The 14,881-nt window shown below is 35.4% G+C and carries 12 protein-coding genes; 3 read left to right on the top strand and 9 right to left on the bottom strand.

Features of this window, described 5'->3' with window-relative positions; all coding sequences use genetic code 11:
* Positions 1-12: 12 nt before the first annotated feature.
* The 7 genes from proB to tamL all read right to left on the bottom strand — a co-directional run bounded on the left by proB (position 13) and on the right by tamL (position 9,451).
* Positions 13-783 carry a glutamate 5-kinase gene (gene proB, locus K8344_RS08335; protein ID WP_237608274.1) on the bottom strand — a complete coding sequence of 257 codons (771 nt, stop codon included), beginning with the start codon at positions 781-783 and terminating at the stop codon, positions 13-15.
* 17 nt (positions 784-800) lie between these two features.
* Positions 801-1,601 (bottom strand): pyrroline-5-carboxylate reductase, encoded by an 801-nt coding sequence (proC, locus tag K8344_RS08330; protein WP_237608273.1) that lies wholly within the window; start codon positions 1,599-1,601, stop codon positions 801-803.
* 281 nt (positions 1,602-1,882) lie between these two features.
* Positions 1,883-4,114 (bottom strand): polyribonucleotide nucleotidyltransferase, encoded by a 2,232-nt coding sequence (locus K8344_RS08325; protein ID WP_237608272.1) that lies wholly within the window; start codon positions 4,112-4,114, stop codon positions 1,883-1,885.
* A gap of 207 nt (positions 4,115-4,321) precedes the next feature.
* The gene (gene rpsO / locus K8344_RS08320; RefSeq protein WP_139855782.1) at positions 4,322-4,591 is read right to left on the bottom strand and encodes a 30S ribosomal protein S15; all 270 of its coding nucleotides are present in this window, start codon (positions 4,589-4,591) and stop codon (positions 4,322-4,324) included.
* A 121-nt stretch (positions 4,592-4,712) separates the two neighbouring features.
* Positions 4,713-5,579, bottom strand: a complete 867-nt coding sequence (gene accD, locus K8344_RS08315; RefSeq protein WP_237608271.1) for an acetyl-CoA carboxylase, carboxyltransferase subunit beta — start codon at positions 5,577-5,579, stop codon at positions 4,713-4,715.
* Positions 5,580-5,691: 112 nt separating this feature from the next.
* A complete protein-coding gene (fbaA, locus tag K8344_RS08310; RefSeq protein WP_237608270.1) occupies positions 5,692-6,759 on the bottom strand; it encodes a class II fructose-bisphosphate aldolase in 1,068 nt (355 codons plus the stop codon).
* A gap of 94 nt (positions 6,760-6,853) precedes the next feature.
* A complete protein-coding gene (gene tamL, locus K8344_RS08305) occupies positions 6,854-9,451 on the bottom strand; it encodes a translocation and assembly module lipoprotein TamL (protein WP_237608269.1) in 2,598 nt (865 codons plus the stop codon).
* Here tamL and K8344_RS08300 point away from each other — a divergent pair.
* Positions 9,443-10,216 (top strand): RNA methyltransferase, encoded by a 774-nt coding sequence (locus K8344_RS08300; RefSeq protein ID WP_420908350.1) that lies wholly within the window; start codon positions 9,443-9,445, stop codon positions 10,214-10,216. The genes tamL and K8344_RS08300 overlap by 9 nt on opposite strands.
* Here K8344_RS08300 and porT read toward each other — a convergent pair.
* Both porT and ubiE read right to left on the bottom strand, forming a co-directional pair.
* Positions 10,203-10,913, bottom strand: coding sequence for a type IX secretion/gliding motility protein PorT/SprT (porT, locus tag K8344_RS08295; RefSeq protein WP_237608267.1), 711 nt, complete (start codon positions 10,911-10,913; stop codon positions 10,203-10,205). The genes K8344_RS08300 and porT overlap by 14 nt on opposite strands.
* Before the next feature lie 2 nt (positions 10,914-10,915).
* The gene (ubiE, locus tag K8344_RS08290; RefSeq protein ID WP_237608266.1) at positions 10,916-11,647 is read right to left on the bottom strand and encodes a bifunctional demethylmenaquinone methyltransferase/2-methoxy-6-polyprenyl-1,4-benzoquinol methylase UbiE; all 732 of its coding nucleotides are present in this window, start codon (positions 11,645-11,647) and stop codon (positions 10,916-10,918) included.
* Positions 11,648-11,810: 163 nt separating this feature from the next.
* Between ubiE and trkA the strand changes: the two genes are divergently transcribed.
* Both trkA and K8344_RS08280 read left to right on the top strand, forming a co-directional pair.
* Positions 11,811-13,160 carry a Trk system potassium transporter TrkA gene (trkA, locus tag K8344_RS08285; RefSeq protein WP_237608265.1) on the top strand — a complete coding sequence of 450 codons (1,350 nt, stop codon included), beginning with the start codon at positions 11,811-11,813 and terminating at the stop codon, positions 13,158-13,160.
* Complete coding sequence (locus K8344_RS08280) at positions 13,160-14,665, top strand: TrkH family potassium uptake protein (RefSeq protein ID WP_237608264.1); 1,506 nt, start codon at positions 13,160-13,162, stop codon at positions 14,663-14,665. Before trkA ends, K8344_RS08280 begins: the two co-directional genes overlap by 1 nt.
* Positions 14,666-14,881 lie beyond the last annotated feature (216 nt).

Here is a 14,881-nt window from a genome sequence, read left to right as displayed (position 1 = left end):
TGTTTTTTTAAATTATGCGTAAAATTTTGTACCTAAATCATGGCCGTTTAAAATGTCAACAATTACATTTTTACGTTTTCCATTAGCGATATAAGTAGGTATATTTTTCTTGGCTGTTTGCTTGGCAATTTTAAGTTTAGACTTCATTCCACCACGACCTTCGCCTTCGCCTTTACTTGACGCTTGAACATATTGTTCTACAGCCTGGTCTGGGTGAACTTTGCTCAGTTTTTGAGAATCTTCATCATCTGGATGACCAGTATATAAGCCATCAGTATCTGTTAAAATCACTAAAGCGTCTGCTTCAATAAGCTCGGCTACTAAGCTAGCAAGCTCATCATTATCACTGAACATGGACATTGTTAAGGAAACTGCGTCATCTTCATTAGCAATGGGTACAATTCCTTCTGCTAAAAGACCTTCATAACAATTAATCATATTTTCACGATGTTTTCCTGGAGTGAAATCGCGTTTTGTTGCTAAAATTTGTGCACATCGCATTCCGTAATCATGGAATAGGCTATAGTAATGTCGCATCATTCGAGGTTGCCCTACAGAAGAATATATTTGCCTTCTTGTAGCATCATCCTTTGCTAAACATTCCCCTAAAACCTCCATACCAGCTATTGCCGATCCTGAAGAGACCAAAACAGGTGAGTACCCATCTTCGTATAAGGTAGCGATTTGTCTTACCAGTTCATTGAGAATTGGTCCTACAATACGATTGTCTTTATTTGTCATAACGTTGGTTCCTACTTTTATAACCACTCGTTTTTCCTTCATATAATTTCCTTCTTTTTTTATTTTCCTAATTCTGTTGCTCTGTTAAAAGCTGCATAGGCAGCTTCTTTAATCAATTCCTTTACATTGTTATCTTCCATAGAATCTAATGCTGCTTGGGTAGTTCCTCCTTTTGAAGCTACCATCTTCATCCAACTATTTGGTGAAAGATCAGATTCTGTAAAAAGTCTTACAGCCCCCTCAAATGTTTGGGTGACCAATATTTTTGAATCATTTTGTGAGAAGCCCATTTTAAGTGCAGCTTCCAACATAGATTGCATAAAGTAGAAAACGTAAGCTGGGCCACTTCCTGAAATTCCGGTAGAAGCATTTATAAAATTTTCGTTTGCTACGTGAATTGCTTCTCCAGTGGTATCTAATAGGTTTCGCACCATTAAAAGCTCGACGCGGCTAAGTTCTTTGGCTGCTGTAAATGATGTCATTCCCATTCCTACCTTTGCTGGGAGATTTGGCATAGCCCTAACCACTTTTTTAATGTCTAGGCTATTTTGGATGGTTTCGATGGTAACTCCAGCCATTAATGATATAAAAATTTGATCACTATTGATCATGTTTTTCATTTCTTGGAATAACTCATCACTGTGGTATGGTTTTACAGCTACAAAAACGATATCTGCTTTGGGAAGGCAATCTTCTAGATTTCTATAAACATCAAATTTGTCAACCTTTTCTAGCGATGAAATTTTTTCATCTGAAACATCGAAGATCATTAATTTTCTACGATTCAATAAGGGGGAATCAGCCATGCCTTCGGCATATGTCAACCCCATATTTCCTGCGCCAATTACTAGTACTTTCATAATTTGTTTTATTGTTATGCCTATAAAGCTGCAAGTACTATGCGAGAGGGCCAATAAAAATTTTTAATTCTGAAGTTAAAACTTAAATTCACTGTTAGCGTACTATACAAGGTGGTTTGAATGTTTATAAGTTTATTTAAAAACCTGAAAATCTTAAGGTGACAGGATTGCACACTTTTGGCTTTTTATGAAATTATGGCATAAAAACAAAAAACGCCTTCAAAAATGAAGGCGTTTTTTTAAGTTTATAGTTATGAGTTAAAATAATCTCACAACTAAAATTAATCTCTCTTTCTATCTCTATCTCTATCACGTCCGCGGTTATCGCGTCCACGATTGTCACGTCCACCATTTCGGCTGTCTTCACGTGGAGCACGCTCTTTGTAGCCTTCTGGTTTTGGTAATAAAGCTTTTCTAGAAATCTTATCTTTTTTAGTTCTTGGGTCGAAACCTAAGTATTTTACATCAAATACATCTCCCATGTTTACAACATCAGATACGTTTTCTGTACGTTCCCAAGCTAATTCACTAACGTGTAATAGCGACTCATTTCCTGGAGCTTCTAAATATTCTACAACAGCACCAAAGTCGAGCATTTTAATAACTTTAACTTCGTAAACACTATTCATTTTAGGTTTAAATGTTATAGATTTTATTTTAGCTAAAACAGCATCAATACCTTCCTGGCCTGTTCCTAGAATTTCTACAATTCCTTCTTCAGTTTCTGGATCTTCGTTAATAACAATTGTACAGCCTGTTTCTTTTTGAAGCTCTTGAATAACTTTTCCTCCTGGTCCAATTAAAGCACCAATGTACTCATTAGGGATTCTAACAGTTACCATTTTGGGAGCATAAGACTTAACATCTTCACGCGGCTCTGCAATAGTTTCAGTCAATTTTTCAAGAATATGCAGTCTTCCATCTCTAGCTTGTTTTAAAGCATTTACAAGAATCTCATAGCTTAGCCCTTTTACCTTAATGTCCATTTGGCAAGCAGTAATACCGTCTGCCGTTCCAGTAACTTTAAAGTCCATATCACCTAAGTGATCTTCATCACCTAAAATATCTGAAAGTACAGCGTATTTACCACTATCACCATCAGAGATTAATCCCATTGCAATACCAGATACTGGTTTTGTCATTTGGACTCCTGCATCCATCATTGCCATTGTTCCAGCACAAACAGTTGCCATAGAAGAAGATCCATTAGATTCTAATACTTCTGAAACTACACGTACAGTGTAAGGACAATCGCTAGGTACCATTCCTTTAAGTGCGCGTTGCGCTAGATTACCGTGTCCAATCTCACGACGAGATGTACCGCGAATTGGTCTAGCTTCTCCAGTACTAAAAGGAGGGAAGTTGTAATGTAGGTAGAATTTCTCTTCACCTTCAAATGAAGGCATGTCTATCTGGTTCGCTTCTCTTGATGTTCCTAAAGTCACTGTTGCAAGTGCCTGAGTCTCTCCACGGGTAAAAATAGAAGAACCGTGTACAGATGGCAAGTAATCAACTTCACACCAAATAGGGCGAATTTCGTTTGTTTTACGTCCATCTAAACGTAATCCTTCGTTTAGCGTTAAATCTCTAACTGCAGCTTTTTCAGCTTTGTAATAATATCTCGAAACAAGATCTCCAAAGTCTTCTAATTCTTCTTCAGTAAAAGTAGCTTTAATAGATTCTTTTATTTCAGCAAAAGCAGTCGTTCTTTCGTGTTTAGCAGAACCAGCTTTTGCAATAGCGTATACTTTATCGTATGCCATATTGTAAACCTTCTTTTCAAGGTCTGCGTCTTCTCTTTCTGCAGGGTATTCACGAGTTTCCTTCTTTCCAAAAGCTTCAGCAAGTCTCACTTGTGCAGCACATTGAACTTTAATGTGTTCGTGTGCAAACTTAATTGCATCAGTCATTTCTTCTTCAGAAATCTCGTCCATTTCACCTTCAACCATCATTACACTGTCAGCAGAAGCTCCAATCATCATATCGATGTCAGACTCTAATAATTGTGCTCTAGTAGGATTGATGATAAATTCACCGTTGATTCTTCCTACACGTGCTTCTGAAATAGGGCATTCGAAAGGAAAATCAGATAGCTGAATTGCAGCAGAAGCCGCTAATCCTGCCATTGCATCTGGCATAACATCGTCGTCGTGACTCATTAACTGAATCATAACTTGTGTTTCAGCGTGGTAATCTTTTGGGAAAAGTGGACGTAAAACTCGGTCTACTAGACGCATTGTTAATACTTCTCCGTCACTTGGTCTTGCTTCTCTTTTAAAGAAACCTCCTGGGTAACGACCAGAAGCAGCATACTTTTCGCGGTAATCTACTGTAAGTGGTAGGAAATCTAAGTCTTTGTAGTCGTAGTTAGAAACTACAGTACATAATAACATACATTTTCCAGATTGTACAACTACAGAACCGTGAGCTTGTTTAGCTAACTTTCCAGTTTCAAGGGTGATTTGTCTTCCATCACCAAGGTCAATGACCTCTTTAAATACTTTAGGTATCATTTGTTTTTCATTTTTGCACATAAAGATATATGCAGTTAATTTTTGGTCTGAGCTTGTTTTTCAAGCTAAGTGTTGTTGTGTTGTTGTGATTTGACCAATGAAAAACTAAGGGGGTAGCCTTCTTTATAAATTAAGGGTTTTTTTAATAAAACCCCAAATCAAATTTGGAGTAAAAAATAAAGGGGCGTAAAACGCCCCCTCTTATAATTACTTACGTAATCCTAATTCTTTAATAATAGCACGGTAACGAAGAATGTCTTTTTTCATTAAATAATCTAAAAGAGATCTTCTTTTTCCTACTAACATTACCAATGAACGCTCAGTGTTGAAGTCCTTTTGGTTGTTTTTAAGGTGTTTTGTTAAATGCTCGATACGGTAAGTAAACAAAGCGATCTGTCCTTCTGCGGAACCAGTGTCTTTCTTTGATTTACCGTGTTTTTCAAAAATTTTTTCTTTAGCTTCTTGTGATAAATACATGCCAATATTGTTAAAATGATTTTTATGTATTGACTACCATTTTGATAATCAAGGCTGCAAAAGTAGTAAAACTTATTGAGTTACTATATTATTTTTTAGAATAATAACCACTTTTTAAAACTTAAGCAGTTTCTTTACGTACAGGTCTGTTTGAAACCAGGTCTAGGTAAAGGTTAACTTTTCGCTTTAAATCTTTACGATGTGTGATAAAATCTAAAAACCCGTGCTCTAATACAAATTCAGATGTTTGGAACCCTTCAGGTAATTCTTTACCTGTAGTATCTCTTACCACACGTGGTCCTGCAAAACCAATTAATGCACCTGGTTCACTAATGTTGATATCACCCAACATTGCAAAAGAAGCTGTGGTTCCTCCCGTAGTTGGATCTGTTGCTAAAGAAATATAAGGAATACCAGCATCACTTAATTGTGCAAGCTTTACACTTGTTTTAGCAAGTTGCATCAACGATAGTGCAGCTTCCATCATTCTAGCTCCACCACTTTTTGAAATAATCATTAATGGTATTTTTTTCTTTAAAGAATAATCTGCAGCACGTGCAATTTTTTCACCAACAACGCTACCCATAGAACCTCCAATAAAGCTAAAATCCATACAGGCAACAACTAAATCTTCGCCCATCGATTTCCCAACAGCGCAACGAATAGCATCTTTTAATCCTGTTTTTTCTTCTGCCTCTTTTAGCCTGTCTGTATATTTCTTTTTATCCTCAAACTTAAGAGGGTCTTTAGAAGTAAGGTTTTTGTCTAATTCTTTAAACTTATTATCGTCAAATAAAATTTGAAAATACTCTTTACTTCCTATTCGTACGTGGTATCCGTCTTCAGGACTTACGTAAAAGTTTCTTTCAAGCTCTTCGCTATCCACAATTTTACCTGTAGGCGATTTGTACCACAGCCCTTTAGGGACGTCTTTTTTCTCTTCAGTTGGGGTTTGTATCCCTTTTTTCGTTCTTTTAAACCAAGGCATTTTCATCTGTTGTTATTGGTTGAAGTTTCACTATGTTGATTTTATATTCAGTATCAATAGGTTTTAATAATATGGTTTAGTACATATATAATCTATTGTTACGAGAATTATGTTATAACGTGTTTACGTTATTCAAATCTTCAAAAGCTTGTTCTAATCTTTTCTTAAATGTTAATTCGCCTTCGCGAAGCCATTTTCTTGGATCGTAATATTTCTTATTAGGAAGATCATCACCTTCTGGGTTTCCTATTTGCGTTTTTAAATAATCTAGGTTTTTTACAAAATACTCTCTCACACCTTCCGTAAATGCAAATTGCATATCAGTATCGATATTCATTTTTATAACTCCATAGCTAATTGCTTCACGAATTTCTTCTAATGAAGATCCACTTCCGCCATGAAAAACAAAATCGATAGGGTTGTAACCTGTATTAAATTTTTTCTGAACGTACTCTTGAGAATTTTTCAGGATGATAGGCGTTAGCTTAACATTTCCTGGCTTGTATACACCGTGAACATTACCAAAAGCTGCAGCAATTGTGAATTGATCGCTTATTTTGGAAAGTTCTTCGTAAGCGTATGCTACTTCGTCTGGTTGTGTGTAAAGTTTTGAAGAATCTACATCTGTATTATCTACACCATCTTCTTCACCACCTGTAATACCTAATTCAATTTCTAAGGTCATACCTATTTTGCTCATACGCTCTAAATAGCGCTTACAAATCTCGATGTTCTCCTCGATAGGTTCTTCAGAAAGATCGATCATATGTGAGCTGTATAATGGTTTACCAGTTTCTTTGTAAAATTTTTCACCAGCATCTAGTAGTCCATCTATCCAAGGAAGTAATTTTTTAGCACAGTGATCTGTATGAAGTATCACTGTTGCGCCATAAAGTTCTGCAAGTTCGTGAACGTGTTTTGCTCCTGCTACAGCACCAGCAATTGCTGCTTTTTCATTTTCATTAGAAAGCCCTTTACCTGCATTGAATTGAGCTCCCCCGTTAGAAAATTGAATAATTACAGGAGAATTTAATCCAGCAGCGGTTTCCATTACAGCGTTAACGCTATCTGAACCTACAACGTTTACCGCAGGCATAGCAAAACCTTTTTCTTTTGCGTATTTATGTATTTTTTGAACTTCTTTTCCGGTGGCAACACCTGGCTTAATTCCGTGACTCATAATTTTTGAGATAATATGTTAATCGAAAATTCTTCTATTTGAAACTATAAACTGATAACTCAATTAGCAGACAAAAATAACAAATTTATATGGTTTAGAAGGGGTAGTTAATACCTATGTTGTAAACAGCTTTTGAGAAGTTGTAATCTTTAAACCAACGTTCGCCTTCAGGACGTGCAGGGTTATGGGTTTTAAAGCCCACATCCAATCTGATAACGAAGAATCCAAAATCATATCTAAGTCCTATGCCGGAGGCAACAGCAAGCTCTTTTAAATCCTTAAACCCGTTAAATTTTGCTTCTTCATCCTGTATGTTGTCATAAACATTCCAAATATTTCCAGAATCTACAAATAATGCGCCTTTTACAGCCCCGATAATTGTAAACCTGTATTCTGCGTTTAAGGCTATTTTAAAGTTAGCCTCATTAAATTCATCTTTACTGCCGCTGCTTCCTGGACCTAAGTCATATGCTCGCCACCCGCGATTGTCATTTGCACCACCCGCAAAATAGCTTCGCGTAAATGGAATACTATTACTATTACCATACGGAATAGCAATTCCACCAAAAGCTCTTATAGCTAGAATATTATTGTCGTCTAGCTCCCAGTGTTTAATATATTCAGCTTCACCTTTAATGTATTGGGAATATTGAACATTAAGAACTTCGTAGTTTCCTCTATCGTTCTTTTTTGCGCCAATTAAGCTCGCAACACTAGAAAGTATATTCCCAGCACTTTCAAGTTTAAATCTTGTACGTGAAAAACTATTGTCTTGAATGTTTTCACGTGTGTCTCTTGTACGGGTAATATTTGAAGCAAAAATCAAGTTGTTTTCGGTAAGCCTTGCTTTTCTTTCATCAATATTATCAACCAATTGATATGCTTCTCCTTGATCTGAAACAGGAGTGATGTCTCCATTTAATACATCTCTAATAAAGCCATTTGCACCACTTGGAATTACAAGTACTACTTCGTTATTATTGTTTATTGAATAATATTCGGGGTTGATAATTCCTGGGTAAGCAAATTCTGTTTGTTGTGCTATGTCATTGAGTTGTTCAAAACTGTTTTTGTAAACATTGAAGTAATTTCCAATGTTGAGGTTTTTCACATATTGAACATTAAGTACGTCAACTTGATAATTGAGGATTTTTGAAGGTTTCCAACTGTAATTGTAAAAGCTGTTAAAAGACTGTCGATCCAAACCAATATTGTTTTGTGCACTTGCACCAAAACTTAAAGTTGTAGTTGGAAGCATATATTTTGGAATTAGCTTTTGGGTATTAAAGGGTAAAATAATACGCGGGAAAGTCAATTTTGCATCCCCACCAAATTCTGAAATATTAAAAAATCTACTCGAATTATCCGCCGCATCTTTCGACGATCCTAGACTTCCTTTTCCTGAAATTTGAAGTATCTCTGCTCCTCTAAAAATATTTCTAAATGTCATATTTCCACTAAATCCAATCCCGTATTGTTGAATAGTAGATAAAAAAGCATCAAAATCTACTCCTAAGGTTTTATTGTCACGAGGGCTTAATAAAATAGAGGTGTTAAGCAAAGTCCCTGTAGTGTCATTCGGTACAGGGGTATAATTTATGTTGGGATATTTGAAAATGTTTAAATCGCTAAGCTGATTGTAGGTAAGCGACCTGTCTATATCTTTAAATATCTTTCCTGGTGTAATCGATACAGCATCTGTGATTGCTTTAGGTCTGTAGCGCATTTTACCATAACTGTATAGCTTATATCCATTATAGCTTATAGAATCACTATAGCTTTTATTTCGATTGGCATAACTGTAGTCTGTAATAATTTGAACTTCATTTATTTTATGAACTTTAAATGGCACCGTCCTGGAGCTATCGGCGTCGGTTATTTTTCTGTCGGCAATTAAATAAGTGATGTTCGCTTTGTGACCTGTATTTACAGTGTCGGCTTCAAACCTTACGTAATCTTGTTCAAAATGGTAAAGACCAGAATTCCTTAAAAGTACTGTAAGTCTATCTCTTTCATTCACAAAATCGGCAGCAGCGTATTGTTTCCCTGCCTTAATAAACGAATTGCTTTTTGTTTTTTGAAAAAGGGAGTCTACTACTGGTGAACTTATTTTTTCAATAATTGTATCTCCAATAATATAAGGTTTCTGTCTGTTAATATTGAAAACTAATGAAGCTCTTTTCGCTCTTTTTTTGTCAGGCTCGATTTTAAAATTTACCTCATTGTTAAAGTACCCTAGGCTTGCATACCATCGTTCTAATCGCTCTAAAGATTTTTCGGTTTTATTTTCTTTAATAATTACGGGAGCATCGCCTAATTTCTGAAGCCATTTGTTGAAGCTAACATAACTACTGTCTATCTGGTCAACTTGTTTTTTTGATAGAAATCGGATGAGCCTTTCTTCTCTTTTTGGATTTTTATGAAGCCACTTTAAATATGTTGAATCTGGTTGTGGATCTGCTAAGTTGTAGATGTGTAAGCCTAAGGGAACACCAATTAATGGTATGGTAGGATTGGGCTTTTGCGCTAATTGGCTATAAACCCCAGCGTCTTTAATTTTAGTGCTATCTACCAAAATAGTGTTCTCTGTTAGTAGAAATTCTCCATCTGGTACTTGTTTTACAGCATTACAAGAATATAATAAGCTTATAAATACTATAAATAGTGATATTTTTGCAAGATAGTGCGTCAAGAGTGCTTGTTTAGTCAAATTCAAAAATACTATATTTTGGTTAGCAAAAGTCAAACAAAATTAATAACAAGTCTTCAACAGAAAAAGTATAGAGATCAAACTGGTTTTTTTGTGGCAGAAGGGCCTAAAGTTATTGCAGAATTAATTAATGAAGGCATAGAACTTCAATGGCTATTTACCGTAGACCAATCGGAAATTGTTGCTGAAAATCACTTTCTTGTAGATGAAAAAGCGCTAAAGAAATTAAGTTTTTTAAAAACTGCGAATACGTCTGTTGCAGTTTTTAAAATTCCAAAAAATGAATCTATCAAAAGTATAGGGTTAACAGTAGTATTAGACGCTGTTCGTGACCCTGGGAATCTTGGTACAATTATACGTTTGTGCGATTGGTTTGGGGTTCAGCAATTGGTGTGTTCTAAAGATACTGTGGATTGTTATAATCCTAAAGTAGTACAAGCTACAATGGGGTCCTTGGCTAGGGTAGCTGTGCATTATACATCACTTCCACAATTCTTGCAGAATACAACACAGAAAACTTACGGTGCTTGTATGGATGGAAACAATATTTATTCTGAAGAGTTGCCTAAAGATGCCGTGATTGTAATGGGTAATGAAGCAAATGGGATTTCAGAAGAAATAATGAATATGTTGAATCAAAAATTGACCATTCCGCGTTATGGAGAAGCCCAAAGAGCGGAAAGCTTAAACGTTGCCACAGCGACTGCTATTTTTTTAAGTGAATTTAGAAGCGCTACTGAAATGTAAAGTTTATAAATATTGCCCTTGAGGACATTTTATCAATATTTCCAGTCCATGGGCTATTTGGATCATCATCTCTTACTAACTCATCATTCAACGCAAATACTCCTCGAATTGAAGGCGTGAATTTAAAGTAGTACAGGTAGAAGTCTATACCAAAGCCTAACTCGTAATAATAAGTTCCTTTCGTCATTCTGAATTTCCCTTGTTCATTATCTTCTGGATTGTCCTGATTGCTAGAAAGGTTTAATGAAGCCGAAACTCCACCAACCACGAATGGTCTAAAATTATTTAATTTATTGGTAGAAAATTTCACCAAAAGTGGCACGTGTATATAAGTAGATTTAACTTCACGCAGAGAATCTTGAGCACCTGTTGTATTTCGAAACTCTAAATCGCGTTGTGTAAAATATAATCCAGGTTCTAAACGCAGGTGAATATTTTCAATAATTTTCATATCCCCAACAAGACCAACATTAAAACCTGCGGAGCGTTGTACCAATACATCTGTGTCGTTGCCAAGATGTTGTTTATAATCAAATTTAAAATCGTAACTATTAAAGCCTAAAAAATAACCGTAAGTAAGAAATCTTTTATCAAAATTTTGTAAATTTTCTAAACGTTCCTTACTAAAAAGGCCTCCTTGTGCAGAGCTGCTGGTTACACAAAATAAAATGGCAATTACAAAAAATACTTTTTTCATACTTATTTTGTTGCTTTATAAATGGTAGCTACACCAAAAGTTTGGGGATTGTTTTCCACATTCTTAAACCCGATTTCTTTTAAAATATTGTTGAGCTTTTCACCATGTGGAAATGTGGAAGCGCTTTCACTTAAATATTTATAGGCAACTTTATCTTTAGAAAATACCTTTCCGATAAGCGGTAAAATGTTTTTAGAATATAAGTTATAACCTTGTTTAAAAGGGAATTTTGAGGGTACAGAAGTTTCTAAAACTACAAAAATACCATTGCTTTTTAGCACACGAAGTATTTCTGAAAGCCCTACTTCAAGATTTTCAAAATTTCTAATTCCAAAAGAAACTGTAATAGCGTCGAAGGTGTTGTCTTTAAAAGGTAAAGCTTCAGAATCACCTTGAATAAACTCAATTTTTTGAGAGATTGGTTTTCCAAAAACTTTTTTCTTTGCAATTGAAAGCATTCCTTCTGAAAGGTCTAAACCAACAATTTTTTCAGCATTTGTACTTTCAGCAAATTGAATTGCAAGGTCTCCTGTTCCAGTAGCAATATCTAAAATGGAGTTTGGCTTAGTGTCGCCAACCATTTTAATAACCTTTTTTCGCCACTTAATATCAGAGCCAAGTGAAATTACACGGTTTAAGCCGTCATAATTCTCAGAAATGTTGTCGAACATCTGCTCAACTTGTTTCTTTTTGCCGTCTTGCGAATCTTTGTAGGGAGTTATTTTTTTCTTCATAATTTTACGCCTACAAAACTACATATTTTTTGGTCAGATGATACTACCTTTGTTAAAGTTTCAGGAAGTAAAAATATATACTTTAATGCGCTAATATTCAATATCAATATCATAAATACATATCTTTGCACTCACTTATTTCATTCGCCAAAACAAAATTTTCATGAAAATTATTATCGCTGGTGCGGGAGAGGTAGGATTTCATCTTGCTAAACTTCTTTCATTTGAATCGCAAGATATAACCTTAATAGATACCGATCGCGAATCATTAGCAAATGCTGATACGCATTTAGATATACGTGTTGTAAGAGGAGATGCAACCTCAATATCAGTATTACAAGATAGTAGAGTAGCCGAAACAGATTTAGTTATTGGGGTTACTTCAAGTGAAACGACCAATATTACACTTTGTGTTTTAGCTAAAGAATTAGGTGCCAAACGAACTATTGCACGTATTTCCAACACCGAATTTATTGAAAAAAAGGACGATGTTGGTTTTTCTAAGTTTGGAATTGATGAGCTTATTTCTCCAGAATCGTTAGCCTCGGATGAAATTGAACTTCTCTTAAATCAAAGTGCATTTAATGAAAGTTACGAATTTGAAGAAGGAGAACTAACCATGATTGGTTTAAGCCTATCAGGAGCTTCAGCATTCGTTGGGAAAACAGTTAAAGAAGTCGCTAAAATTTATCCGGATTTAAAATATGTGCCTATTGCGCTTCAACGATTTGGGACACAATATACAATTATACCAAGGGGTGATACTCAGTTTAAACAAGGTGATCAAGTTTATTTCACTACTGTAAAGAAAGGAAACGAACAAATTTTTAAACTATCTGGTAAGAGCAAACAAGACATTAAAAATGTAATGATTCTTGGTGGTAGTAAAATTGGTTACAAAACAGCCAAAGATTTATGCAAGGCAAAGTTTAAAGTTAAATTAATTGAAAGCAGTAGAGAGAAAGCTTTCGAAATTGCAGATGAAATACCTAGTTGTTTGGTTATAAATGGTGATGGTAGAAATGTAGATTTGCTTTTAGAAGAATCTCTTGAAGACATGGATGCCTTTATTGCTGTAACAGGAAACAGTGAAACTAATATTATGTCTTGTTTGGTAGCGAAATCGAAAGGAGTTAAAAAAACGATAGCGCTTGTAGAAAACATGGACTACTTTCAATTATCGCATTCCATAGGTATAGATACGCTTATTAACAAGAAGCTTTTGGCTGCCAATAATATTTTCCGTTATGTAAGGAAAGGAGAAGTTGTGGCTATGACTAAGTTGAATAATATGAATGCAGAATTGTTAGAGTTTATGGTGTCGTCGCATTCTAAAGTATGTAACAAAAAAATAAAAGATCTTCATTTTCCTGATTCTGCAATTATTGGGGGTGTAGTTAGAGACGGAGTCGGGATTATTGCCTTAGGAGATTTCCAAATTAAACAAGGAGACAGAGTAGTAGTATGTTGTCTTCCACAATCTATAAATAAGGTTGAAAAACTATTTGTGTAATGAATTCCCTCACCAAGCTAAACTTTAAGATTATAGCGCATTTAATGGGCCTTTTGTTCGTTGTGAATGGCGGATTTATGTTTCTATCTGCAATAGTTAGTTGGCATTATAGTGATGGTGTTTTAGCTCAAATGATTTATTCTGGGTCCGTAGCGCTTGGGCTTGGCGGGGTGGTTATGCTTTTAACTAAGAACCATAGAAAAGAAATTCAAAAGCGAGAAGGGTATATTATTGTAACCTTTGGTTGGGTTTTTATGGCGCTTATAGGCACACTACCTTATCTTTTTACGGCTGCAATCCCAAATTTTACCGATGCTTTTTTTGAAACTATGAGTGGTTTTACAACTACTGGAGCGTCTATTTTATCGGATATTGAAGCGGTGCCTAAGGGTGTGCTTTTTTGGCGAAGTATTACACATTGGATAGGAGGTATGGGGATAATTGTTTTGGCAATAGCTATTCTCCCATTATTAGGAATAGGGGGGATGCAACTTTTTGCTGCTGAAGCACCGGGGCCTGGAGGTGATAAACTTCACCCTCGAATTACCGATACTGCAAAACGACTTTGGCTTATTTATGTGGGTTATACCATAGCAGAAACAATCCTTCTTAAGTTGGCTGGGATGAGTTTTTTCGATGCTATAAACCATTCTTTATCGACATTGAGTACAGGTGGGTTTTCTACCAAAAACAATAGTGTTGCTTACTGGAACAATAACCCATTGGTGCAATACATTATTATATTTTTCATGTTCTTGGCCGGTAGTAACTTCGTTCTAAGCTATTTTGCTTTCAAGAAAAAGTTTCAAAAAATATTTCAAGATGAAGAGTTTAAAATGTATGCCGCGATTGTAATAGGGTTTACGTTACTAGCTGCTTTATTGATATATTTTGAAGCAGATATGTCACTGTCTAGTGTTGTTCATCCAATGGTGTGGGGCCCATTTGAAAGCGCAATTCGCCACGCATTGTTCCAAGTGCTTACAGTAATTACAACTACAGGTTTTATAAGTGCTGACTATACTGCATGGACACCCTTCTTAACTATATTTTTCTTTGGAATGATGTTTTTAGGAGGATGTGCAGGTTCTACTTCAGGAGGAATAAAAATTATGCGCCATCTAATAATGATAAAAAACGGTGTATTAGAATTTAAAAGAACACTTCATCCACATGCAATTTTACCTGTGAGATACAACCAAAAAGCTGTACAACAACCTATTGTATTTAATATATTGGGCTTTTTTATACTCTATATGCTTTCGTTTATAGTTGGAACATTAGTCTTCTCATGGGTAGGCTTAGATTTTAAAACGGCTATAGGTGCAGCCGCTTCAACACTTGGAAATATAGGACCTGCACTTGGTAGTCTAGGCCCAGTTGACAATTTTGGGCATTTGCCAGACGCTGCAAAATGGTGGTCTAGCTTCTTAATGTTAATTGGAAGATTGGAGCTGTTTACAGTACTTATCTTATTAACTCCATTTTTCTGGAGAAATCGATAATTGGTATTTGAAATTATAAATTTAGGATTTGGGATTTCAGGATATTAATTAAATATCCCACTTCATTATCCTGCACGGTTTTCATTATCTTGTAGGTATTACTCCAACTTACATTTAATTTCTAAATTGGCATTTAAATACACCCTTCGACTGCGCTCAGGGGGACAGGGTCTAGTTTGTAGATGTGGTTAATTTAGTATTGAAAAATTGTCCACA

This window comes from Aequorivita xiaoshiensis (assembly GCF_022008395.1).
Lineage (GTDB): Bacteria > Bacteroidota > Bacteroidia > Flavobacteriales > Flavobacteriaceae > Aequorivita > Aequorivita xiaoshiensis.
Note: the sequence above shows the minus strand (reverse complement) of the source record. Positions and strands in the feature narration are given on the sequence as shown.